The organism is Janthinobacterium sp. PSPC1-1 (genome assembly GCF_049897625.1).
Classification (GTDB): Bacteria; Pseudomonadota; Gammaproteobacteria; order Burkholderiales; family Burkholderiaceae_D; genus Janthinobacterium; species Janthinobacterium tructae.
Genome location: NZ_JAFCWP010000004.1, coordinates 583,230 through 605,374 on the forward strand (window position 1 = coordinate 583,230; position 22,145 = coordinate 605,374).

Genomic DNA, 22,145 nt, shown 5'->3' on the forward strand with positions numbered 1-22,145 from the left:
CGTTTTACGTGTTTTGGAGACGATATTGAGTCATTCCGCCGCCCTGATGGGCAACATGATGAGCCAGCCGCTGCTCATTTCCAGCATTCTGCAACATGCCGCACGCCATTACGGCGCCAATGAAATCGTTTCGCGCCGAGTCGAAGGCGATATGCACCGCTACACCTACCGCGATTGCCATGCGCGGGCGCAACAGCTGGCCAACGCCCTGCAAGCCCTGGGCGTGGACGCTGGCCAGCGCGTCGCCACCCTGGCCTGGAACGGCTATCGCCACCTGGAACTGTATTACGGCGTGTCCGGCAGCGGCAGGGTCATCCATACGCTGAATCCCCGCCTGCATGCCGACCAGATCGCCTATCTGCTGAACCATGCGGAAGACCAATATGTGTTCTTCGACATGACCTTCCTGCCGCTGGTGGAAGCGGTGGCGCCCCACTGCCCTGCCGTCAAGGGCTATGTGATGTTGTGCGGCAGCACCCACATGCCGCCGTCCAGCAGCCTAGACAATCTGCTGTGCTATGAGGAATTGCTTGATGCGCAAGCGGCGCAATATGACTGGCCCGCGCTCGACGAGCACGCGGCGTCCAGCCTGTGCTACACCTCGGGCACCACCGGCCATCCGAAAGGCGTGCTGTACACCCACCGTTCCACCGTGCTGCATGCGTACGCGGCCGCCCTGCCCGACGCCTTGAACATGTCGGCGCGCGAAGTGGCTTTGCCTGTCGTGCCCATGTTCCACGTAAATGCCTGGGGCATGCCGTATGCGGCGCCATTGACGGGCGCCAAGCTGGTGTTGCCGGGTGCGGCCATGGATGGCGCTTCGCTGTATGAACTGTTTGAGCAGGAAGGGGTGACGTTCGCCGCTGGCGTGCCCACCGTCTGGCTGGGCCTGATGAATTACGTCACGCAGCAGCAACTGCGCTTCTCCACCTTCCAGCGCACCATCATCGGTGGCGCCGCCTGTCCGCCCGCCTTGATGGGGCTGATGCGCAGCGCGCATGGCATCGACGTGGTGCATGGCTGGGGCATGACGGAACTGTCGCCGCTGGGCACCACCAGCACCCTGCAAGCCCGGCACCTGGCGCTGGCGCCAGAAGCACAGCAGAAAATCCTGGAAAAACAAGGGCATGCGGTGTTCGGCATCGACATGAAGATCGTCGATGCCGACGGTGGCGAGCTGCCGTGGGACGGCGTGGCGCGCGGCGACCTGCTGGTGCGCGGCCACTGGGTCATGCAGCACTATTACCGCCACGACAACGACGATGCGCTGCAGGATGGCTGGTTCGCCACGGGCGACGTGGCCTCCATCGACGCGGATGGCTATATGCAGATCACGGACCGCAGCAAGGATGTGATCAAGTCGGGCGGTGAATGGATCGGCTCGATCGACCTGGAAAACACCGCCATGGCGCACCCGGCCGTGGCCATGGCCGCCTGCATCGGCGTGCCTCACCCCAAATGGGATGAGCGGCCCTTGCTGCTGGTGGTGCTGAAACCCGGCGCCAGCCTGGAGCGTGCGCAAATGCTGGCTTTTTACGAAGGCAAGATCGCCAAATGGTGGACGCCGGACGATGTGCTGTTCATCGACAGCCTGCCCATCGGTGCCACCGGCAAGATTCTCAAGAACGCGCTGCGGGCCAGTTACCGCGGCTATCAACTGCCTGGCGTCGCCTGACCCCATGCAAGAATAATAATAGCAGGAGACAACAACATGAACAAAATTACCACTCCGGCCTTGCTGCTGGTCGCCTGCTCGCTGGCGGGCGCCGCCCATGGCCAGTCCGGCATCACTGTGTATGGCATCGTCGACGCGGCCGTCACGGCCACCGACCAGGGCGGTCCCGGGTCGGCCAAAGTCATGTCGCTCAGTTCAGGCATCATGAGCGGTTCCCTGTTCGGCTTGCAGGGCAAGGAAGAGCTTGGTGGCGGCATGCGCGCCATTTTCCAGCTGGAAGCGAGCTACGAATCGGACACGGGCGCCATGAAAACGTACTACGGCAATCCATCCACGGCCACGCCAGTCGCCACGGGTGGCGCGCCCGTCACTGGCCTGTTCAACCGGCGCGCCTTTGTGGGGCTGGAAGGCGGCTTCGGCAGTTTGACGCTGGGGCGCGACTACACACCCATCTATTTTACGGTGCTGGACGGCGACAGCCTGAAATTCGGTTCCTACGGCAACATGCAATCCGTGGTGTTGTTGTCTGGCACGGGTTCCGACCGCTTCGGCCGCGCCAGCAATGCCCTGTTCTATACGGCGCCCCGCATCGGCACACTGCAGGCGCGGCTTATGGCCAGCCTGGGCTCGGAAAGCGGCGGCGCGCCGGGCAGCCCACCCCGCGACGCCAACCGCATGTGGGGCGTGTCGCTGAGCCATGCTGCAGGGGGGCTGTTCGTCTCGGGCGCGTACCAGCGCATCGCCCTGCCGCTGGTGGCCGGCACACCGTTGACCTTTACGGGCCTGACGGGCATACGCAGCGATACGAGCGTGGCGGCCAAGTATGTGCTGGACGACTATACGCTGAGCGGCGGCTACTTCCGTACCCTGCTGCCCATGCCGCGCGGCGACGGCGACGCGCTGTGGCTGGGCGGCGCCGTGCGCATGGGCGTGGGAATGCTATCGCTGAACCTGCAGCGCCTGCGCCAGCAAGCCTTGCAGGGCGCTACGAAACAGGGTACGGGCCTGGGCGTCGCCTATATGTATACGCTGTCGAAGCGCACTACCCTGTATGCCTCGTATGGCCAGATGAACAATAACGGTGCGGCCGCGTTTTCCGTGCTTTCCGGCGATACGGCCGTGGCGCCGGCCGGCGCCGGCGCCCTGGTACGCGCCCTGGCGCTGGGGACGCGACACCTGTTCTGAAGCCGTTTCGGGTGACCATACCAGCGGCTTGCAAATACGTCACTGGTATGGTTCAACATGATTGTCCTTGGCTGTGATGGTGCAATTGGTATTGTGATCTTGCGCAAAGAATAAAACCAGTTGACTACCACCTGCAATGCTTGCACTCTGAAAAATCGGACGGTGTCCAGCCGCCCGCCATGAAAAATACACAAGGAGATGCGATGCACCGGACAGTCATGAATAGCCTCATCATTACCCTCTTCGGCGGGACCCTGGCCGCCTGCGGCGGCGGCGGCGGTGGCGACGGCGCCAGCGGGGGCGCGAGCCAGCTGTTGGCCGGCGCCGCCGAAGCGGTGGCCTGCTACACGCCGTGGAGCAGTGGCACCGCCTACAACGGCGGCGGCCAGGCCAGCTACAACAACATCAATTACACGGCCAACTGGTGGACACAAGGCAATAATCCAGCGACCAGCAGCGGCGGCGCCGGCAGCGGCCAGCCCTGGACGGTGGTGGGAGACTGCGGCACGCCGACTCCAACACCGACTCCGACACCCACGCCTACCCCAACTCCTACGCCGACTCCCACCCCGACGCCGACGCCCACTCCTACCCCGACTCCGACTCCGACTCCGACTCCGACGCCTACTCCGACACCGACACCGACACCCACCGGCCTGGCCAGGCACGCGCTGATCGGCTACTGGCACAACTTCACCAATCCCAGCGGCGCCACCTACCCGATCAGCCAGGTCAGCGATGACTGGGATGTGATCGTCGTCTCGTTCGGCGACAATGCGGGCGGCGGCAATGTCAGCCTGACCATCGACCCGGGTGCGGGCACGGAAGCGCAATTCATCGCCGACGTGGCCGCCAAACGGGCCAAGGGCAAGAAAGTCATCCTGTCGCTGGGCGGGCAAAACGGTTCCGTTTCCGTTGGGAACACGGCCGAAGCAACGAATTTCACGAACAGCCTGTACGCCATCATCACCAAATATGGCTTCGACGGCATCGACCTGGACCTGGAAAATGGCGTGGCGCAAGGCGCGGCCATCCAGACCTATCTGCCGATCGCCGTGAAAAACCTGAAAACCAAGGTCGGCAGCAGCTTTTATCTGTCGATGGCACCGGAATGGGTGTACGTGGAAGGGGGATACACGAGCTACGGCAGCATCTGGGGTGCTTACATTCCCATCATCAATGCCTTGCGCAGCGAGCTGACGGTGCTGCACCCGCAGTACTACAACAACGGCGACATCTACACGCCGTATGCCACGGGCGCCATCAAGGCGGGTTCGGCCGACCAGCTGGTGGCCACGGCGCGCATGCTGATCGAGGGATTCAATTATGGCGGCAATACCTTTGCTGGCCTGCGTCCGGACCAGGTGGGCTTCGGCGTGCCGTCGGGTCGCAGCTCGGCCGGCTCGGGTTTCACGACGAATGCCGACGTCAGCAATGCTCTGAATTGCCTGACGCGTCTGCTCAACTGCGGCACCATCAAGCCGTTGCAGGCGTATCCGGACTTCCGCGGCGTGATGACATGGTCGATCAACTGGGACCGCCACGACAACTATAATTTCTCCGTGCCGACCAAGAATGTGCTGAAGACCCTGCCGTAACCGCCTTGGCCCGACTGCGCATGCGAGCTTGGCCGCTCACATGCGCAGCAGCGCCGCGCCCAGCAAGCGTATCTGCAGCGCTATGCCCTGGCGCAACGTCTCCCCTCCCCCTTGCGTGTGCTTGATGCCATCCATGCTGGCCACCAGCAAGGCGGCCACTTGCGCGGCAGTCGCGTCCACCCGCCGCAGCGCGATATCGCCCGCCGCTTCGGCCTGTTCCAGCGCGCCAGCCAATGACGCCACCAGCGTCGCCCGCGCGCTCAAGGTGATGTCGGCGGCCAGGGTCATGTTGGCGTCGAACAACTCCTGCCCGTGGGCGCTGGCTGAAATTTCCGCCATCAAGCCTTGCTGGAATGCCAGCAGCGCCGTTTCGATGCGCGTGAACACGGGGCCGGGTTCGGCCAGCGCTGCTGCCACTTGCACCATGACGCTGGCATGCGCCCGTTCGGAGCCAGCGCGAAACACGTCTTCCTTGTTCTTGAAGTGTAAATACAGCGCGGCGCGCGACATATTGGCCGCCTGCGCGATGTCGAGCATGGAGGTCTTGCGGTAGCCGTAACGGCAAAACACGGCCAGCGCCGCATCGAGTATTCGCTGGGTTTTCAGGGTGTGGAGTGACATGCTTGTATGTTGACACTATGGATATATAGTGTCAATATGACTTTTGGACAAAAACCGTCAAAGTGTCAATCACCTACTCGAACAGGACTGCCATGAACGATTTTAATGCCGCACTGACCGAAGAACAGCAGATGGACCTGCTGCGCCACACTGAACGCAGCCGTCTGCACGCCCTCGTGGCCGCCGATACGCAGGCGGCGCGCGCCCTGCATGCCGATGACTTCCAGCTCATTACTCCCATCGGCAGCATGCTGTCGCGGGAAGAATACCTGGGTGCCATCGCCTCTGGTCACATGCGCTATGTAAGCTGGGAACCGGAAGCGATCAGCGTGCGCCTGTACGGCACGGCCGCCGTCCTGCGTTACTCGGCGCACCTGGAAATCGTCTTCGGTGGCCACGCCGTGCCGCGCGCCCGCTACTGGCATATGGATAGTTACGAATGGCGCGATGGGCGCTGGCAAGCCGTCTGGTCGCAGGCGACGGCAATACGCTGACCTGTGCAAATGCGGCAACATCCAGCCGCTGTGGGCCTGCCCGGACTTGCGCGGCGCTCGTGGCGCCATCGCGGCCCGGCCCCGCAGGGCGTCGCCGGTGCCCGGGAAAGCGTGCTTCATGCCTGCCGCTATTGCGGGCCGCGTGGCTTTGCCCTATTCTGCTGCTCTTATGGCAATTCCTTGGGGCGTCACATTCATGTTCACACTGCGCTCCGCTATCGATGGCCTGCGAACCTGCCTGTCCGCGCGACGCTTGTGCGTGGCCGGGCTGGCTGCGCTATTCGAATTCGCCCTGTTTACCCTGTCATGGGAAGACCCGCTAGGGTACCTGGCGATGGCGGTCTTCCTGCCGGCGCTGGCGGCGTTGCTGGCGTATGGCCTGTTCGAGCGCTGGCCGCGCCGCTTGCCCGGCTGGCTGCCCCACTGGGTGTTGCAGGTGGTGGGCGTGGCGCTGGCGATCGTGCTGACCCTGGCCAGCCTGTATCTGATCAATACCCAGGCCGGTGCGCCGCCGTTCTGGCAGGTGCCGGAGCGGTTGCAGAGCTATATCTCGCTCGCTTTCCTGGGACTGTTGCTCGGCCCATGGACGGCGATGGCCGCGCTGCTGCGCCAGCGCGACGCCCGCGTGCGCGAAGCCGAGCGCAGGCGCGGCGAGCTGGAACGCCAGGCCCGCGATGCGCGCGTGTGGCTGCTGCAGGCCCAGGTCCAGCCGCATTTCCTGTTCAATACGCTGGCCAGCCTGCAAGCCCTGCTCGATGCGGGGTCCAGCCATGCGGCGCCCGTGCTGGCGCATCTGGTCACGTATCTGCGGGCCGCCGTGCCGCGCCTGAGCGAAGCGGCCACCCGCCTGGAACAGGAACTGGAAATGGTGCGCGCCTATCTGGTGCTGATGCAGATGCGCATGCCTGACCGCTTGCAGTTCGGCATAAACGTCGCGCCCGGCTGCGAAAGACTGCAGTGCCCGCCCATGACCCTGATGACCCTGGTCGAGAACGCGGTGCGCCATGGCATCGATCCCTGCATGGATGGCGGGCGCATCGATGTGCTCATTACCGAGGCGCATGGCCGTTGCCATATCGAGGTCAGCGATACCGGAGCTGGCCTGCAAGCGGGCAGCCCCGGCCTGGGCACGGGACTTGGCAGCCTGCGCGAGCGCCTGGCGTTGATGTTTGGCGGCGAAGCGGCCTTGCGCATCAGCGAACTTGCCCCCCACGGTTTCCGTGTTTCCATAGAATGCCCCGCATGGCCATGACACTGACCGCCCTGATTGCCGACGATGAACCCTTGCTGCGCGCCAGCCTGCGGCGCCAGCTGGCCGAGTGCTGGCCGGAGCTGCTGGTCGTGGCCGAAGCGCGCAACGGACCTGAGGCGCTCGCGCTGTTCGAGCGGCACCAGCCGGCGGTCTGCTTCCTCGACGTGCACATGCCGGGCCTGTCCGGCGTGGACGTGGCCAGCCAGATCGGTCGCCGTGCCCACCTGGTCTTTGTCACCGCCTATGACCAGTACGCGGTGCAGGCCTTCGAACAGGGCGCGCTCGACTACCTGGTCAAGCCGGTGCAATTGGCCCGCCTGGCCGGCACCGTGACGCGCTTGCGCGAACGCCTGGCGGCGATCCAGCCCGGCGCGGCCAGCGAGACGCTGTTGCGGCAACTGGCGGCTTACCTGCAGGCCACGCCGGCACCTGCGCCGCAACCAGCGCCAGCTGCGCTGCGCTGGCTGCGCGCCAGCGTGGGCCCGGCCGTGCGGCTGATACCGGTCGATGATGTCGATTACCTGAAGTCCGACGACAAGTACACGCTGGTTGCCTGGCGCGACGGCGGCAAGCCCGCCGAAGCGCTGCTGCGCAATTCCCTCAAGGAATTGCTGGTGCAGCTCGATCCAGAGCAGTTCCAGCAAATCCACCGGGCCGTGGTGGTCAACCTGCATGCCGTGCGCCAGGTCGTGCGCGGCGCGCACGAGACGGCCGAAGTGACCTTGAAGCACCGGCCGGAAGTGCTGCCGGTCAGCCGCTCCTTCCTCCACCTGTTCAAGGCGGAATAGTCCCCGGGCGCGGCACGGCCGCGTCACTCATCGTGCATAGGCGCACTTCGGCCCCCTGGGCGCGTGAGGCGTCGGATCGGCCTTGCCGCGGCGCGCCCGTGTGCCGACACTGCGTTGGCTGGTCCTGCCTCGGCAGGCTGAATCCCACTCCGACAAAGGTGTATCGATGAACCAAACAATATCCGCCGTCACGCGGCAAGCCGCTCCCCTGTTTACCTCGCCGCTGCAGCATGGCGCCGCCGTCCCGCTGGGGCGGTGGCTGGGACTGGGCTTGCTGTTCATTTTCAGCCTGGGCATCTGGTCGAATTTCTGGCTGCAGGAGCAAGTATTTGCCGCGCCGGGCTTCCTCTTGCGGGCGGCAGGCATGCCGCTGCAGGTGGGACTGATCGTCATGCTCGGGCTGCTCATGGCCTTGCTCGGGCTGGCCATCGCGGCAGCCCTGCGCGGCCTGTATGGCGAGCAGCACCCCCTGCTGAGCCGTTGCTACGTGGCGCTGCTGGCGGCGGCGCTGGCAACGAGCCTGTTCGAAAGCACGCTGGTGCTGGCCATGCGCAGCCTGAGCGTCGCCTTCCTCGCCTCGGGCGCCGACGCCAATGCCTATGAGCCGGCGCGCGTCCTGCTGGCGGGACTGCGCAACGGCGTGCACTTTCCGGACAAACTGCTGGGCGGTCTCGGCGTGACCCTGATGTATCTGCTGCTGTACCGCGCCCGGGCGATCCCGCGCCTGCTGGCCCTGGCTGGCATGCTGGCCGGCGTGCTGCAGTGGATCGCCGTCGCGCGCGAACTGTTTGGTCTGGACGTGATGCACGCCTTGCTGATTCCGCTGGGCCTGGTGTACCCGCTGACCGGCCTTTGGCTCTTGCTGCGGGGCCTGCCGGCGGCGGATGAGTCGTTATCGCGGCAGCAGCAATGAGATACAGACTATTAATAGTCTGTATCTATTGATTCGGTTGAAATATTTTACTTCCTTTTGTAAATGAGAATCGTTACTATCTGAATCAAGGATAAGCGAATTCAACAGAAAGGAGCCTCCCTTGTTCACCGCCATCAAAACATTCAGCCAGGTCTGCACGCACATGTCGATCGCCTTCGGCCTCGCCTATTTACTGACGGGGTCGCTCGCGCTCGGTGGCTTGGCCGCCATCATCGAACCGATCATCAATGTGGGCTTGCTGCCATGGCATGAAAAAGCCTGGCACGCGATCCGCCGCCGCTACGCCGCCAGCCGCGTGGGCTTTGCCGCCCTGGCCGGCGAAAAGCTGAGCCAGACGGCCCTGCACATGGGCGTGGCGTTCGGCGTCATGTACTGGGCCACGGGTTCCATGGCCTTCGGCGGCTTGCTGGCCGTGGTGGAGCCGATCTGCAACGTGATCGTCCTGCCCTTCCACGACCGGCTGTGGGAAAAAGCCCGCTTGCGCCTGGAAAACCGGGGCGCGGCGCCGCTGGCTACGTTGCCTACCTGATATTTTTCACCCAAGAACAAGGACTGGGGTCGGACCCGGCGGGTCCGACCCCGGCTTTTTGCCGCTGGCCCAAGCCGGTATAGTGGCTGGTTTCAGCCACCTGCAAGGCATGTTTGTTCCTTGCCTGCCCACACGGGCGGCCGCCTTGGAAGCCACGGCGCCGCCCGCTCCAGCTGACCCGCCAGGCGCAGCAGCGTTCCATCCTGAGCATAGCCCGCCATGAATTGCATGCCGATCGGCAACCCTGCATTCGACATGGCCAGCGGCACGGACATGGCCGGCAAGCCCGCCACGTTGGCCAGCGGCGTGTACGGCGAGTGCTCGAACAGGCGCGCCGTCCAGCCCAGCCCATCAAGCTGTGCCTCGTCTTTGCCATAACGGCCCAGTTGCCATGGCACATCCGGCATGGTGGGTGTCAGCAAGACGTCGTACTGCTCAAACAGGGCGCCGGCGTGGCGCGTGACAGTGTTGCGCACGTCGAGCGCGGCGACGAAATCGACGGCCGACACCGTCTGCCCGTACCGGTAGCAGGCCAAAGTGGCCGGCTCCAGCGTATCGAGCGACACGCCGCGCCCGCTTTCCTGCGCCAGGGCAGCTATCCACGGCACCAGGTTGGCGCACCAGATGCCGGCATTCGCGTGCACGAAGGCTGGCCACGACACGCCCAGCGCGGGTGCTACTTCTTCCACGTGGTGGCCCAGGCTTTCCAGCAGGCGCACGGTGTCTTGCAGGGCGATATCGACAGCAGCCACGGGATGGGCGCCATTGCTGGCGGCGCGCTGTACGCCGATGCGCAGCTTGCCCGGCGCCACGTCCACCTGCGACAGCCAGGTGAAATTGGGCGCATGCGTCACATACGGTTCACCTGCCATCACGCCCTGCACGCAGTCGAGCAAGGCGGCGCTGTCGCGCACCGTGCGGCTCACGCCCAGTTGCACGCCCAGGCCGCTGAAGATCTCATCCATGGCGGGGCCATTCGAGACGCGGCCCCGGCTCGGTTTCAGGCCGAACAGGCCCGTCGAGGCGGCCGGCACGCGGATGGAACCGGCCGCGTCCGTCGCATGCGCCAGGGGTACGATGCCGGCGGCCACGGCCGCCGCCGCGCCGCCGCTGGAGCCGCCCGCGCTCAAGCTGACGTTCCACGGGTTGCGCGTGGCGCCATATAAAACGGGTTCCGTGGTGGTGGCAAAGGCCATTTCCGGCGTGCTGGTGCGGCCAAAGGTTGTCAGCCCGGCGGCGCGGAACTGCGTCATCAGGTGGGAATCGAGCGTAGCGACATGGCCGGCGCCCAGGCGGCTGCCCGCTTCGCTGCGCTGGCCCGCTATGGTGACGGCCACGTCCTTGATCAAAAACGGTACGCCGGCAAACGGCGCCGTATGGTCCAGGGTGGAAAAATCGGCCGGCCACAGCTCGACCACGGCATTGATCTGCGGGTTGACGGCGGCGCAGGCGCGTTGGGCGGCGTCGTGCAGCTCGGCCGCCGAGACGGCGCCAGTGCGCAGCAGCTGGGCCAGTCCCAAGCCATCAAAGCTTGTATATTCATGGAGTTGCATCAGTTAGCTCCTGTAAAAGATGAAGAGTGGGGATCACAGGAACAACTGTAGGGCTTGCGCTATCATAGTGGAAATGAATAGTTGATATACAAGGTATAGCCATGAACAATTTGCACAAGCTGGACTTGAACCTGCTGCTGACCCTGAACGCGCTGTTGATTGAACGCAACGTCACGCGGGCGGCGGCGCGGCTGCACCTGAGCCAGCCTTCCGTCAGCGTGCAATTGGGCAAGCTGCGCACGGCCTTCGACGATCCGCTGCTCTTGCCCGGTCCGCGCGGCATGCTGCCCACGGCGCGCGCGCTGGCGCTGTTTGCACCCTTGCAAGCCGTGCTGGCCCAGCTGGAGCAAGTCTTGCAGCCGGAATCGGCCTTCGATCCGGCCACGGCCGAAGTGCGCTGGAACCTGGCAGCGGCCGACGCCGCCGAATATGCGATCTTGCTGCCCATGCTGACCGCCCTGCGCGCGCAGGCGCCCCTGTCGCGCATGGCGGTGTTCGAAGCCGTGCCGGCGCGCATGGCGCACGACCTGGAAAGCGGCCAGGTTGACCTGGGCTTTTTGGCGCAGGAAGAAGCGCCGCCTGGTTTGCGCCACCGCACCCTGTTTACCGAGCACTACGTGCTGGCGGGCCGGCGCGACCACCCGCTGCTGCAGGCACCGCCCGACCTCGACCAGTTTTGCGCGCTGGAATTCATCGTCGTCTCGCCGAACGGCGGCGGTTTCCGCAGCAATGTCGACACGGCCCTGGAACAGCTGGGGCGCACGCGCAAGGTGGTGCTGTCCGTGCCGCATTTCCTGATCGTGCCGTCGTTGCTGGCCGCATCCGACATGGTGGCCCTGCTGCCGTCGCGCCTGCTGAAGAATGCGCTGGGCGCGCTGCGCACGTGGGAGCCGCCCGTCACCTTGCCCGATTACGAGATGGCCATGGTCTGGCACGAACGCATGCACCTGGACGCGGCGCACCGCTGGCTGCGCGAGCGCATCATGGCCAGCTTGCAGGCTGCCGTACACGATTTTCCAGTGTAAAACACTAGGGAAGATTACCTAGTCGATCGAAAGAAGCTCCCAATTTTCGCCGTGGTGACGAATGCGTAAGCTGACGCGTAATAATTAAGGGTCACCATGAACGCCATTTCTAGCCTGCATCGCGGTTCGCGCCGCCCTCCCGCCTTCTTCTTTTCCAGATGGCTACTGCTTCTGGGCATGCTGGCTTGCTGCGCCAGCGCCTGGGCCGCGCCCAGCAACATGCCCACGGCGTCGGCCGAACTGATCAAGCGCGGCGAATATGTCGCCCGCCTGGGCGACTGCGTGGCCTGCCACACCAGCCCGAACGGCGCCGCCATGGCCGGCGGCCTGGAACTGAAAACGCCGTTCGGCACCATTTACAGCACGAATATCACGCCCGATACGAAGACCGGCTTGGGCAGTTACTCGTTCGCGCAATTCGACCGCGCCATGCGCAAGGGCGTGGCGGCCGATGGCCACAATCTGTATCCGGCCATGCCCTACCCTTCCTACGCCAAGATCACGCCCGACGACATGCAGGCGCTGTACGCCTATTTGCAGCGCGGCGTGGCGCCCGTGGCGCAGCAAAACCGCGAAACGGACATGAAATGGCCGTTCAGCATGCGCTGGGGCTTGTCGCTGTGGAACGCCGTCTTCCTCGACGATGCGCCGTTCAAGCCCGACAGCGCCAAGTCTGCCATGTGGAACCGGGGCAGCTACATCGCCCAGGGTCTCGGTCATTGCGGCTCCTGCCACACGCCGCGCGGCGTGGCCTTCCAGGAAAAAACCATGGGCCAGGATGGCGGCAGCGGCAAGCTCTACCTGTCCGGTTTTACTTTTGACGGCTGGCATGCGGTGAACTTGCGCAATCTGTGGACGCCGGGCGACATCGTGCAATTGCTCAAGACAGGCCGCAACAGCTTCGGCACGGCGGCCGGCAGCATGACGGAAGTCATCACGCACAGCACGCAATACTTCACGGATGGCGACCTCGATGCGCTGGCCCATTACCTGCATGGCTTGCCGGCCAAGGACGGGGCAGCAGCGCCAGCAAGGAAAACGGCGCCCGTCGTGGCCGCCAGCAACGACGCCTTGTACAACACGCGCGGCGGCCTTGGCTACCTGCAGTTTTGCGCCACCTGCCACCGCCGCGACGGCCGTGGCGTGGAAAACATCTTCCCGCCGCTGGCGCAAAACGACTCGGTACAATCGAAAGATGCCACTTCCGTCATTCATATTGCGCTGACGGGCTGGCAGTCGGCCGTCACGCAGCACTCGCCCCGTTCCTTCGGCATGCCGTCGTATGACCGCCTGTCGGACACGGAACTGGCGGAAATCCTCACCTTTGTGCGCGGCAAGTGGGGTAATCAGGGTGCGCCCGTGACCACGGCGCAAATCGCCAAAGTGCGCAAGGAGCTCAAGCTCAAGGCGCCGGATGCGGGCGGCTTCGTCACGCCCCGCTTCGCCGCCCTGACGGCCGATCCGAATGCCAATCAATTGATTCACGGCATGCAGTTGATGACGGAAACGCGTGCCCGCCTGCCGCACAACGTGGGCAACGACCTCAATTGCAGCAGCTGCCACCTGAATGGCGGCACCGTGGCCAACGGTTCGCCCTTCCTCGGCATCTCCGCATTCTTTCCGGCGGAAGCGCCGCGCGCCGGCAAGGTGATTAACTTGGGCGAGCGTATCAACGGCTGCTTCCGCCGCTCCATGCACGGCAAGCCGCTGCCCGTGGACGGTCCCGACCTGCAGGCGATGGTCGCCTACATCGACTGGATGAAGGGCGCCACGCAAGCGAACGACAAGGTGGCGGGACGCGGCGTGGCGAAGATAGCCCGCAACCTGCTGCCCGATCCCGTGCATGGCAAAAAAGTGTATGCGGAGCAATGCGCCGTCTGCCATGGCGCGAATGGCGAGGGCATCAAGGGCGCCAACGGCGTGGTGGCTTTCCCGCCGCTGTGGGGCGAGCGTTCCTTCAATATCGGCGCCGGCATGGCCCGCACTTATACGGCGGCGGGCTTCGTCAAGGCCAACATGGTGATGGGCCATGGCCAGAAATTCCCGCTGGGACAAGGCAACCTGTCCGACCAGGACGCCGTCGACGTGGCCGAGTATTTTACGCACATGCCGCGTCCGGACTTCCCCGACAAGGTCAAGGATTGGCCGAAGGGCGGCAAGCCCAGGGATGCGCGCTACTGAAGCGCGTGTTTCTCGGGCGGCGTCCCTTCTTGACGCCGCCCGCCTGTGCTACGCTGCTCGCTTCATCACACAGGAGCGACGCATGCAGACCGACAGTGACCACGCGGACCCCTCCGACACCTGGCTGGGCAAGCTGGGGCCGGGCCTGATCACGGGCGCGGCCGACGACGACCCCAGCGGCATCGCCACGTATTCGCAGGCTGGCGCCCAGTTCGGCTTCGGCATGCTGTGGACCGTGTGCCTGACCTTCCCGCTGATGCTGGGCATCCAGGTCATCAGCGCCAAGATTGGCAGGGTCAGCGGCCATGGGCTGGCGACGAATATCCGCCGCCATTATCCGAAATCCTTGCTGTATGCCATCGTCGGCTTGCTGCTGCTGGCCAATGTCATCAATATCGCCGCCGACGTGGCCGCCATGGGCGATGCCTTGACGCTGATTATTGGCGGCCCCACGCACCTATACGCCGTGGGCTTCGGCTTGCTGTCCCTGCTGCTGCAAGTGTTCATTCCGTATCAACAGTATGTGCGTATCCTGAAATGGCTGACCCTGGGCTTGCTGGCCTATGTTGCCACCGTGCTGACCGTGCACATTCCCTGGGGCGAAGTGGCGCTGCGCACCGTCTGGCCCCAGTTCGCCTGGTCGGCCGCCTCGGTGACCATGATCGTGGCCGTGTTCGGCACGACGATCAGTCCCTATCTGTTTTTCTGGCAAGCATCGCAGGAAGTGGAAGACTTGCAAGCCGATTCCAGCGCGCAAGCCCTGCGCCGCACGCCCGAGCAGGCGCCCCGGCAATTCCAGCGCATCAAGATGGACACGGCCATCGGCATGGGCTTTTCCAACCTGGTGGCCTTCTTCATCATGCTGACCACGGCCGTGACCCTGGGCGCGCAAGGCATCACGCATATCGATACCTCGGCGCAAGCCGCCTCCGCCCTGCGTCCCATCGCGGGCGAGTTCGCGTTTGCCCTGTTCAGCCTGGGCATCATCGGCACGGGCTTGCTGGCCATTCCCGTGCTGGCCGGCTCGGCCGCCTACGCCATGGCGGGTGCCTTTCACTGGAAAAACAGCCTGGAACTGGCGCCCAGGGCTGCCAAGAAGTTCTACGGCATCATCGTCACGGCCACCGTGATCGGCGCCGCCCTGTGCTTTTCGCCGCTCGACCCCATCAAGGCCCTGTACTGGAGCGCCGTCATCAATGGCGTCATTTCCGTGCCCATCATGGCCCTGATGATGCTGATGGCGTCGCGTCCCGCCATCATGGGCAGCTTGACCATTTCGCGCCGCCTGCGGGCGCTGGGCTGGCTATCGACCATCGTCATGGCGACAGCCGTACTGGCCATGTTCGCCAGCATGGCCTTCTGAATCCTACGCCGCCTTCGGCTTGAGCATGCCTTCCACGATGCCCAGCACGGTCTGGCGCGGCAACAAGCGCGGCAGCCAGGCCAGCAGCCGGTTCGGCCGGCCCGCCACGTGGCTGCTGCGGCCACGGTCCAGCGCCAGCAGCGCTTCATCGACGACGTCCTGCGGCGCCATGCGCTTGCCCACGGCCGCTTCGGGCGCGGCTACCACGTCGAAAAAGGCCGTTGCCGTGGCACCCGGGCACAGGGCCAGCACCCGCACGCCGCGCTGGCGGTTTTCCGCCCACAGCGCTTCCGAAAACGACAGCACGAAAGCCTTGCTGGCGCCATAGACCGCCATGTAGGGATCGGGCTGCAGGGCCGCCGTGGAGGCCACGTTGATGATGGCGCCCCGCCCTTGCGCCAGCATGTGCGGCAAGGCGCAGTGCGTCAGTTCCATCAGGGCCGTGCAATTGACGGTCACCTCGGCCGCCTGGCGCGCGAGCGGGATGGTATCGAACCTGCCATGCGTGGCGAAACCCGCGTTATTGATCAGTACGTCGGGCGGCATGTCCAGCGCGCAGGCCTGTGCATGGGCTTGTGCAGCGGCGCCGGGCAGGCTCAAGTCGGCCACCAGCGCATGCGCGCGGATGCCGTGGCGTTGGGAAAGTTCCTTGGCCAGGCTGTCGAGCACGGCGCCCGAGCGCGCCAGCAGCAGCAAATGCGCGCCGCGCGCGGCCAGGGTTTCCGCAAAGACGCGGCCGATGCCGGACGAGGCGCCCGTGATCAGCACGGTTTGATTGGTATAGTTGAAGGCGGTCATGGCAATTGAGTCGTAGTGAAGAGAATTTCACTGTAAACTGTGGTCTTTAGTCCACGGTCAATAGAAAAACTATGCGCATCGGAGAAATCACCCGCCTGACGGGCGTCAGCAAGGACACGGTGCGCTTCTACGAGCGCCAGGGGCTGCTGGACGAAGCGCCGAAGCTGGGCATGACGAACAACTATAAAGAGTACTCGGCGCAAGCCTTGCGCCGGATCGAGTTGATCGGCCACGCCAAGGCGCTGGGTTTTACCCTGAAAGAAATCGCTGAAGTCATTGCCGTCTGGCAGGAAAATGCGCTCGATGCGGCCACCAAGCGGGTCATGCTGGAAACGAAAATCGCGCAGATCGACGACAAGGCCCGCTCGATGGCCGTGCTGCGCGCCGGACTCGTCGATGCGCTGGCGAAGGTGGAGACGGGCTGCGAGGATGGCGTCGCGGTCACAAGAAACTTACAAGGATAATCAATGACCTATTACACGCAATACCGCCATCTGGCGCTCGAGGGCGGCAAGCCTGCCCCCACGGCGCAGCAGATCGCCGCCATCGAAACCTTGCTGGAAGCACCGTTGCCGCCCGCCTTCCTGGCTTTCTTGCAAGTGGCCAACGGCGCCTGGTTCGACTACACCACGGATGTGCCAGACGGCAATGGCGGCGTGGAAAAAATGGGTTTCAATACCTTCTTCAGCGCCGACGAGGGCGATTTCTGCGATGAAACCCTGGTGGGCGAGATCCGCGCCGCGCGCCAGCATACGGATATGCCGGTGCGCATCCTGCCCTTCGCCCGCGATGGCGGCAATTCCATGGTCTATCTGGACTTGACGGAAGACGGCGGCGGCCGCGTGCTGGCCTATGTACAGGAGTTGCCGGAGTGGACGGGCAAGCGCGCCCACGGTTTCATCGAACTGGCGCCCTCTTTCGATGCCTGGCTGGACAGCCTGTATATCGACCGCGACACGGTGCTCGACGAACTCGAACACAGCGTCTCGGAACCCTCGCACCTGGATGCGATGGAGGAGTGGCTCGACATCGGCATGCCCGCCTGGCGCCGCGATGCCGGCATCGCCGCCCTATTTGCGCTGAAACAAGTCGAATTGTGCGCTAACGAACAGGACTAGTCCTACGGGAATCATCGTGCCTGTCCTATGGGTGTGCGCAGGCTGCGGGCTTAACATTGCCATCAGCTTGCAGAAAAAACCACGCATGCACTCATGATATGAAAGGAATCCCATGCGCATCTCCACCACCAGTTCCCGCACGCCCTCCTTGAAAAGCGTGGCCATCGGCGCCGCCGTGGCGCTCTTGAGCGGCATCGCCATCAACAGCATTGCCGCAGCCGCACCGGGCGCGTACGACAAGCAATTCCTCGGCAAGGCCGCCGACGCGGGCAGCACGGAAATTGCCGCCAGCAAAGTGGCGCAAAGCAAGAGCAGCAATCCCGAGGTGAAGAAATTCGCCGACGCCATGCTTGCCGATCACACGAAAGTGGCGGACGAGCTGAAACAGCTGGCCAGCAGCAAGCAGATCGAAGTCAGCGACCAGCCCGGCGCCCGGCACAAGGCGCAGATCGACAAGCTGGGCCGCCTGGAAGGCCAGCAGTTCGACAAGGAATATGCGGCCAGCATCGGCGTGGCCACGCACAAGGAGGCCGTGAAACTGTTTACGGATGCCAGCCAGAAGGCCAGTGATCCCGACATCAAGGCCTTTGCCGTCAAGACCTTGCCAGCGTTGCAACATCATCTGGACATGGCGAACGCCTTGCAGGCGGCATTGGCGAAATAGACAGCAGTACGCGGGTAAATGCTTGCTGTACGTGCTGTACAGCAAGCATTTCCGCTCTTGACATACAATGCGGCAACTTCGTTTTCGGCCATGCCATGACCTCATGCAGCTACTCAAGAAAACCGGCCTGATCGCCGCCGCCCTCCTGTTCCTCATCCTGCTGGCAGGCTGGCTCTTCATCAAGGTGGCGGCCGCCCGCAACGCCACCGTGTACGCGCAGCAATGGAACGACCAGCGCACGTGCGTGATCAAGACCTATGTGCCGCACTACGGCAACGGCGTGCCGCACAATATCGTGCGCGCCCTCAGCACTTCCAGCTTCTTCCGCGTGTTCCACAAGGATGGCTCCTTACTGGAAAGCACGGAATGGGTGCTGGACATGCATGAAGACGGCATCCTCGACCATGCCCGCTGGGGCCAGAACCAGACCCGCGCCATCTATCCGACGGACATGGGCTACGAAGGCTGGACCTTGCCGGAATGCGCGTGATCCGCGAGCCTTGATGCCGAAACCTGCACCATCAGGCCTGCGCAGCCCCTGGGGCGATATGCCATATGAACCCACGCTATACCATTTCCTGGGCCCCTTCGACGTGTATGACCGCGAACACACGCTGGGCTTGGAACTGGACGCCTGGGACATGAACGATTCCGACCAGCGCGCGGCGCTGATACGGCGCGACATCACGGGCCAGTACAAGGAACTGGGCTACCGCCACCGCCATGCGCTGGTGGCCGTGCTGGCGCAGGCGCTGCAAGACCCCGCCTATGACTTCCAGCTCATCCTCGAACATGACCCCGAAAGTAGCTACGCCCTGCCCGCCCGCTGGGATGAGATGGACGACCCGCGCGCCTTCTTTGCCGATATCTACCGCCTGGTGCAGCAAGACTGGCGCGATGACCTGGCGCGCGCGGCTGCGGAAGACCCGTCCGGCTGGTAGCGTGGTGCGTATGCCAGGTTATCGTATCGATAGCTGGTGACACCGTTTCCGTTCTGAATACTGCATTTTTTCAATTTGCACGCGGCGTTGCAAAAACGCCCGTTTTGAAAAAATATTTGTTGCACCAGTGCATGTGTGCTGGCATCGCGCTACTATGAATCAACAGCACTTCCCCCACCGTACCGGTTCTCTGCCGGCTTTCCCTGCCGCAATGTGAAGGAGATTTTCATGTCCAAGTTCGCCCCTGCCGTTTGCCTGTCGCTCATGCTTGCCGCCGCCACCCTGCCATCCATCTCCAGCGCGGCCGAAGGCGGCGCCACGCGCCCCGATGCCGAAGCCATGGTCAAGAAAGGCGTGTCCTATATCAAGAGCGCCGGCGATGCCAAGGCGTATGGCGAGATCACGGCCAAGTCGCCGCAATTCATCCTGCATGACCTGTACCTGGTCGTCTACAAGCTCGACGGCACGGTGGTCGCGCATGGCGCCAACCCGAAAATGGTGGGCAAGAACTTGATCGAATTGAAGGATATCGATGGCAAGGCCTTCGTCAAGGAGCGCGTCGATCTGGCCAAGAGCAAGGGCACGTTCTGGCAGGAATACAAATTCACGAATCCGGAAACCAAGAAGATCGAGCCGAAGGTAATGTATTGCGAAAAGCTGGCCGAGACCGTCGTCTGCGGCGGCATCTACCTGTAGCCAGCCGCCGCGCCGCCAGCGCCGGGATGGCACACCGATCTCTCAACAGATCTCTCAACAAATTTCTCAACGAATTTTTCAACGACATGGGCCCCAATGAAAATCGCACAGAAGATGTTGATCGTCCCGGTGGTGGCGCTGGCTTGCCTGCTGGCCATGGGGGCCATGTCCTACTTCGCCATGCAGCAGAACGAGCAGCGCATGCGCGAGCTGAAAGATGTCACCCTGACAGCCGAGCGGCTTGCCAGCCAGCAAGCTATTGCCCTGGGTCAGGTGCATGCCGACGTGTATGCGAAGATTGCCATCGCCGCCAGCCTGACGGACGAGCAGTTCAAGCAATTCGGCGCGCAAACGGATGGCCAGCTGAACGCCATCGCACAAGGCTTGACGGAACTCAAGAAATTCTCGGGTGCCGCCACGGAAGCGGCCCAGGCCCTGCCCGGCGTCGAACGCTACCGGGCCAGCGTGGCGCAGGCGCTGGACCTGGCCTCGATGGACCCGAACACGGGCGTGGCGGCGATGCAAAATGCCGCCGGACACTACCAGCAAGTGCGCGGACAGCTGCGCCAAGTATTGCTCAACCTCGACCTTCGCACCGCCGACGCCTTGCAGGAAACAAAAAATGCGGGCCAGCGCGCCGGCTGGCTGTCGCTCGGCACCATGGCCATCGGCTTTGCCTTGCTGGCCCTGATCGCCACCTGGGTGGCGCGCTCCGTCGTGGGGCCCATCGACGAGGCGTGCCGCGCCGCCGAAAGCCTGGCCGCCGGCGACTTGACCATGCGCATCGATGCGCGTGGTGACGACGAGGTGGGCAAGCTGTCGCGGGCGCTGGCCACCGTGGTGAAAAACTGGAATACTTTATTGGGCGAGATACGCCAGGCCGGCTCCACCATCACGGTGGAAGCGAGTGAAATCGCGCTGGGCAATGCGGATTTGTCGGCCCGCACGGAGTCGCAAGCCCATTCCTTGCAGGAAACGGCAACGTCCATGCATGCCTTGACCGATACCGTGCGAGAAAACGCCAGCCATGCGCACCAGGCCAACCAGATGGTGCTGTCGACCTCGAACGTGGCGCTGGAAGGCGGCCGCGTGGTGGGCCAGGTGGTCGAAACGATGGGCTCGATCAAGGCCAGTTCCGGGCGCATCGTCGATATCATCGCCGTTATCGACGGCATTGCCTTCCAGACCAATATCCTGGCCTTGAATGCGGCCGTGGAAGCGGCGCGCGCGGGCGAACAGGGACGCGGCTTTGCCGTCGTCGCCACGGAAGTGCGGGGCCTGGCACAGCGTTCGGCCACGGCGGCGCGCGAAATCAAGCAGTTGATCGAGGATTCCGTGGCCCGGATAGAAACGGGCAGCGAGCTGGCCGACAGCGCCGGGCGCACCATGGGCGACATCGTCGCCTCTGTCAAGCAAGTGACGGAAATCATGAACGACATCACGGCGGCCAGCCAGCGCCAGAGCAAAGGCATCGAGGAAGTCAACAATGCCATCACGGAAATGGACGAATTGACCCAGCGCAATGCCGCCCTGGTCGAGCAATCGGCCGCCGCCGCGCAAAGCATGCAAGACCAGGCGCATGATTTATTGCGTGTGGTCGACGCCTTCCGCCTGGGCGATGGCGGCCCGCCGTTGCTGCCGCGTTAGTGACGTTGCGGCAATGCGGCCTTGGCACAGGCCAGCATTTTCCTGCCCGCCTCGGCCAGCGCCGGATCAGGGTCCGCCTGCAAGCCGCTGCCCCGGCTGTTCTGATCGTCGTAACTGCCCAGCATGGCCGCATACAGCGAGGCCTGATTCTGCTTGCTCCAGGTGGAGCTGGGGAGATTGCCGGGGGTGACAGGTATGCCGGCGCTGAAGTAGCCATACAGGCCGCCAACCTGTTTCTTGTGTAGCCATTCCATCAACTGCACGATGCGGTACTGTTCCAGCAGGCTCAGCTCGCTGACATTCACGCTGGACAAGGTGTAATACAGTTCCAGCCGGGCCATCCAGTTGCCTTTTTCGCCGGCCGCCACCAGCGCATCCCAGGCGGAACCGGAGCGTACGCTGCGCACGGCACGCGGCGCGCCTATCCAGGCATTAACAGCGGCCTGGTCCGGCACGGGGCCATACTCGGCGGGCGCGCGGCAGACGAACTGGCGCGCATCTGGCTCGCCATCCTTGAGCGCGTTGCCTATCTGTTTGGCTACCTTGTCGCCGCTGCGCAGCAGGCGCGTGCCATAGCTTTCCAGGGTCCAGCTCGAAGGCACGCGCCCCAGCCAGGCCAGCGCATCGTCGTTGGCCCTGGCCGCCACGGCATAGGCGGCGATTTTGGCCTGCATCTTGACGTCTTTTTGCTGCTCCGCCAACTTGAGCGCATCCTGCTCTTCATCATAGCGGCTGGTGGTTTTGGCCAGTTGCATGCATTGCTGGAAGGCTTCCGGCGCACCCTGCCAGCATTGCGGGGGCACCTTCAGTTGCCAGCGCATGCTGACGGTTTTCAAAATATAGTTTTCTTCGCCCTCTTCCCCCTTGACATAGGCGCGGCCGTCCGCCTTGGTCACGCCCTTGGTCAGCTGCTTGCCGCCAGCCGTGCTCCAGGTATACGGGTCATCGTCTTGCGGCACGCCGGGTACGGCGTACAGGGTCAGATAGTGGCCGGCGGTGGCCGGCGCATCGGCCGCATGGCTCAGCGGTGACAGCAGGGACAAAGTCAGTAAAGTTTTTTTAGGCAACAGTTTCAGCATGTAG

General features: G+C 63.9%; 22 protein-coding genes. 18 read left to right on the forward strand and 4 right to left on the reverse strand.

Annotated features, from left to right (window positions below; all coding sequences use genetic code 11):
- The first annotated feature begins 46 nt into the window (after window positions 1–46).
- From ACP7EG_RS16405 to ACP7EG_RS16415, 3 genes are all read left to right on the forward strand, one after another.
- Entirely contained in the window at window positions 47–1,675 is a 1,629-nt protein-coding gene (locus ACP7EG_RS16405) for a 3-(methylthio)propionyl-CoA ligase (RefSeq protein WP_426088513.1), read from the forward strand.
- A gap of 36 nt (window positions 1,676–1,711) precedes the next feature.
- Window positions 1,712–2,860, forward strand: a complete 1,149-nt coding sequence (locus ACP7EG_RS16410) for a porin (RefSeq protein ID WP_426088456.1) — start codon at window positions 1,712–1,714, stop codon at window positions 2,858–2,860.
- A 218-nt stretch (window positions 2,861–3,078) separates the two neighbouring features.
- A complete protein-coding gene (locus tag ACP7EG_RS16415; RefSeq protein WP_426088457.1) occupies window positions 3,079–4,458 on the forward strand; it encodes a chitinase in 1,380 nt (459 codons plus the stop codon).
- Between the two features lie 36 nt (window positions 4,459–4,494).
- On the opposite strand, the gene ACP7EG_RS16420 is transcribed toward ACP7EG_RS16415, so the two are convergent.
- Complete coding sequence (locus ACP7EG_RS16420; protein WP_426088458.1) at window positions 4,495–5,079, reverse strand: TetR family transcriptional regulator; 585 nt, start codon at window positions 5,077–5,079, stop codon at window positions 4,495–4,497.
- Window positions 5,080–5,171: 92 nt separating this feature from the next.
- Between ACP7EG_RS16420 and ACP7EG_RS16425 the strand changes: the two genes are divergently transcribed.
- From ACP7EG_RS16425 to ACP7EG_RS16445, 5 genes are all read left to right on the forward strand, one after another.
- Entirely contained in the window at window positions 5,172–5,573 is a 402-nt protein-coding gene (locus ACP7EG_RS16425) for a nuclear transport factor 2 family protein (RefSeq protein WP_426088459.1), read from the forward strand.
- Window positions 5,574–5,769: 196 nt separating this feature from the next.
- Window positions 5,770–6,825, forward strand: a complete 1,056-nt coding sequence (locus ACP7EG_RS16430) for a sensor histidine kinase (protein WP_426088460.1) — start codon at window positions 5,770–5,772, stop codon at window positions 6,823–6,825.
- Entirely contained in the window at window positions 6,816–7,613 is a 798-nt protein-coding gene (locus ACP7EG_RS16435; RefSeq protein ID WP_426088461.1) for a LytR/AlgR family response regulator transcription factor, read from the forward strand. The genes ACP7EG_RS16430 and ACP7EG_RS16435 overlap by 10 nt, the downstream gene beginning before the upstream one ends.
- A 166-nt stretch (window positions 7,614–7,779) precedes the next feature.
- The gene (locus tag ACP7EG_RS16440; protein ID WP_426088462.1) at window positions 7,780–8,526 is read left to right on the forward strand and encodes a DUF4386 family protein; all 747 of its coding nucleotides are present in this window, start codon (window positions 7,780–7,782) and stop codon (window positions 8,524–8,526) included.
- 121 nt (window positions 8,527–8,647) lie between these two features.
- Complete coding sequence (locus ACP7EG_RS16445) at window positions 8,648–9,076, forward strand: DUF2061 domain-containing protein (protein WP_426088463.1); 429 nt, start codon at window positions 8,648–8,650, stop codon at window positions 9,074–9,076.
- Between the two features lie 92 nt (window positions 9,077–9,168).
- Here the strand turns inward: ACP7EG_RS16445 and ACP7EG_RS16450 are convergent, their stop codons facing one another.
- Window positions 9,169–10,629 (reverse strand): amidase, encoded by a 1,461-nt coding sequence (locus ACP7EG_RS16450; RefSeq protein WP_426088464.1) that lies wholly within the window; start codon window positions 10,627–10,629, stop codon window positions 9,169–9,171.
- A gap of 101 nt (window positions 10,630–10,730) precedes the next feature.
- Between ACP7EG_RS16450 and ACP7EG_RS16455 the strand changes: the two genes are divergently transcribed.
- The 3 genes from ACP7EG_RS16455 to ACP7EG_RS16465 all read left to right on the forward strand — a co-directional run bounded on the left by ACP7EG_RS16455 (window position 10,731) and on the right by ACP7EG_RS16465 (window position 15,198).
- Window positions 10,731–11,654, forward strand: coding sequence for a LysR family transcriptional regulator (locus ACP7EG_RS16455; protein ID WP_426088465.1), 924 nt, complete (start codon window positions 10,731–10,733; stop codon window positions 11,652–11,654).
- 177 nt (window positions 11,655–11,831) lie between these two features.
- Complete coding sequence (locus ACP7EG_RS16460; protein WP_426088514.1) at window positions 11,832–13,835, forward strand: c-type cytochrome; 2,004 nt, start codon at window positions 11,832–11,834, stop codon at window positions 13,833–13,835.
- An 82-nt stretch (window positions 13,836–13,917) separates the two neighbouring features.
- On the forward strand, window positions 13,918–15,198 hold the full coding sequence (locus tag ACP7EG_RS16465) for an NRAMP family divalent metal transporter (protein ID WP_426088466.1): 1,281 nt from the start codon (window positions 13,918–13,920) through the stop codon (window positions 15,196–15,198).
- Between the two features lie 3 nt (window positions 15,199–15,201).
- Here ACP7EG_RS16465 and ACP7EG_RS16470 read toward each other — a convergent pair whose 3' ends face one another.
- Window positions 15,202–15,996, reverse strand: a complete 795-nt coding sequence (locus ACP7EG_RS16470; protein WP_426088467.1) for an SDR family NAD(P)-dependent oxidoreductase — start codon at window positions 15,994–15,996, stop codon at window positions 15,202–15,204.
- Window positions 15,997–16,067: 71 nt separating this feature from the next.
- Here ACP7EG_RS16470 and ACP7EG_RS16475 point away from each other — a divergent pair, with 71 nt between their 5' ends.
- The 7 genes from ACP7EG_RS16475 (at window position 16,068) to ACP7EG_RS16505 (ending at window position 21,062) form a co-directional block, all read left to right on the forward strand.
- Window positions 16,068–16,460, forward strand: coding sequence for a MerR family transcriptional regulator (locus ACP7EG_RS16475; RefSeq protein ID WP_426088468.1), 393 nt, complete (start codon window positions 16,068–16,070; stop codon window positions 16,458–16,460).
- Window positions 16,461–16,463: 3 nt separating this feature from the next.
- Window positions 16,464–17,114, forward strand: coding sequence for an SMI1/KNR4 family protein (locus ACP7EG_RS16480; RefSeq protein WP_426088469.1), 651 nt, complete (start codon window positions 16,464–16,466; stop codon window positions 17,112–17,114).
- A gap of 112 nt (window positions 17,115–17,226) precedes the next feature.
- Window positions 17,227–17,778, forward strand: a complete 552-nt coding sequence (locus tag ACP7EG_RS16485; protein WP_426088470.1) for a DUF4142 domain-containing protein — start codon at window positions 17,227–17,229, stop codon at window positions 17,776–17,778.
- Between the two features lie 103 nt (window positions 17,779–17,881).
- Window positions 17,882–18,268 (forward strand): hypothetical protein, encoded by a 387-nt coding sequence (locus ACP7EG_RS16490; protein WP_426088471.1) that lies wholly within the window; start codon window positions 17,882–17,884, stop codon window positions 18,266–18,268.
- A gap of 58 nt (window positions 18,269–18,326) precedes the next feature.
- A complete protein-coding gene (locus ACP7EG_RS16495; RefSeq protein WP_426088472.1) occupies window positions 18,327–18,719 on the forward strand; it encodes a hypothetical protein in 393 nt (130 codons plus the stop codon).
- A 228-nt stretch (window positions 18,720–18,947) separates the two neighbouring features.
- Complete coding sequence (locus ACP7EG_RS16500) at window positions 18,948–19,415, forward strand: cache domain-containing protein (protein WP_141169236.1); 468 nt, start codon at window positions 18,948–18,950, stop codon at window positions 19,413–19,415.
- Between the two features lie 96 nt (window positions 19,416–19,511).
- Entirely contained in the window at window positions 19,512–21,062 is a 1,551-nt protein-coding gene (locus tag ACP7EG_RS16505) for a methyl-accepting chemotaxis protein (RefSeq protein WP_426088473.1), read from the forward strand.
- Here ACP7EG_RS16505 and ACP7EG_RS16510 read toward each other — a convergent pair.
- Complete coding sequence (locus tag ACP7EG_RS16510; protein ID WP_426088474.1) at window positions 21,059–22,141, reverse strand: hypothetical protein; 1,083 nt, start codon at window positions 22,139–22,141, stop codon at window positions 21,059–21,061. The two genes, ACP7EG_RS16505 and ACP7EG_RS16510, sit on opposite strands and share 4 nt — an antisense overlap.
- Window positions 22,142–22,145: the final 4 nt, after the last annotated feature.

What these genes read in the sequence shown, in the direction of transcription:
- ACP7EG_RS16470 (WP_426088467.1), bottom strand. Translation starts at nt 15,996, where the DNA reads ATGACCGCCTTCAACTATACCAATCAAACCGTGCTGATCACGGGCGCC.
- ACP7EG_RS16465 (WP_426088466.1), top strand. Translation starts at nt 13,918, where the DNA reads ATGCAGACCGACAGTGACCACGCGGACCCCTCCGACACCTGGCTGGGC.
- ACP7EG_RS16415 (WP_426088457.1), top strand. Translation starts at nt 3,079, where the DNA reads ATGAATAGCCTCATCATTACCCTCTTCGGCGGGACCCTGGCCGCCTGC.
- ACP7EG_RS16425 (WP_426088459.1), top strand. Translation starts at nt 5,172, where the DNA reads ATGAACGATTTTAATGCCGCACTGACCGAAGAACAGCAGATGGACCTG.
- ACP7EG_RS16410 (WP_426088456.1), top strand. Translation starts at nt 1,712, where the DNA reads ATGAACAAAATTACCACTCCGGCCTTGCTGCTGGTCGCCTGCTCGCTG.
- ACP7EG_RS16450 (WP_426088464.1), bottom strand. Translation starts at nt 10,629, where the DNA reads ATGCAACTCCATGAATATACAAGCTTTGATGGCTTGGGACTGGCCCAG.
- ACP7EG_RS16505 (WP_426088473.1), top strand. Translation starts at nt 19,512, where the DNA reads ATGAAAATCGCACAGAAGATGTTGATCGTCCCGGTGGTGGCGCTGGCT.
- ACP7EG_RS16490 (WP_426088471.1), top strand. Translation starts at nt 17,882, where the DNA reads ATGCAGCTACTCAAGAAAACCGGCCTGATCGCCGCCGCCCTCCTGTTC.
- ACP7EG_RS16430 (WP_426088460.1), top strand. Translation starts at nt 5,770, where the DNA reads ATGTTCACACTGCGCTCCGCTATCGATGGCCTGCGAACCTGCCTGTCC.
- ACP7EG_RS16435 (WP_426088461.1), top strand. Translation starts at nt 6,816, where the DNA reads ATGGCCATGACACTGACCGCCCTGATTGCCGACGATGAACCCTTGCTG.
- ACP7EG_RS16460 (WP_426088514.1), top strand. Translation starts at nt 11,832, where the DNA reads ATGCTGGCTTGCTGCGCCAGCGCCTGGGCCGCGCCCAGCAACATGCCC.
- ACP7EG_RS16510 (WP_426088474.1), bottom strand. Translation starts at nt 22,141, where the DNA reads ATGCTGAAACTGTTGCCTAAAAAAACTTTACTGACTTTGTCCCTGCTG.
- ACP7EG_RS16440 (WP_426088462.1), top strand. Translation starts at nt 7,780, where the DNA reads ATGAACCAAACAATATCCGCCGTCACGCGGCAAGCCGCTCCCCTGTTT.
- ACP7EG_RS16495 (WP_426088472.1), top strand. Translation starts at nt 18,327, where the DNA reads ATGCCATATGAACCCACGCTATACCATTTCCTGGGCCCCTTCGACGTG.
- ACP7EG_RS16420 (WP_426088458.1), bottom strand. Translation starts at nt 5,079, where the DNA reads ATGTCACTCCACACCCTGAAAACCCAGCGAATACTCGATGCGGCGCTG.
- ACP7EG_RS16485 (WP_426088470.1), top strand. Translation starts at nt 17,227, where the DNA reads ATGCGCATCTCCACCACCAGTTCCCGCACGCCCTCCTTGAAAAGCGTG.
- ACP7EG_RS16475 (WP_426088468.1), top strand. Translation starts at nt 16,068, where the DNA reads ATGCGCATCGGAGAAATCACCCGCCTGACGGGCGTCAGCAAGGACACG.
- ACP7EG_RS16480 (WP_426088469.1), top strand. Translation starts at nt 16,464, where the DNA reads ATGACCTATTACACGCAATACCGCCATCTGGCGCTCGAGGGCGGCAAG.
- ACP7EG_RS16405 (WP_426088513.1), top strand. Translation starts at nt 47, where the DNA reads ATGGGCAACATGATGAGCCAGCCGCTGCTCATTTCCAGCATTCTGCAA.
- ACP7EG_RS16500 (WP_141169236.1), top strand. Translation starts at nt 18,948, where the DNA reads ATGTCCAAGTTCGCCCCTGCCGTTTGCCTGTCGCTCATGCTTGCCGCC.
- ACP7EG_RS16455 (WP_426088465.1), top strand. Translation starts at nt 10,731, where the DNA reads ATGAACAATTTGCACAAGCTGGACTTGAACCTGCTGCTGACCCTGAAC.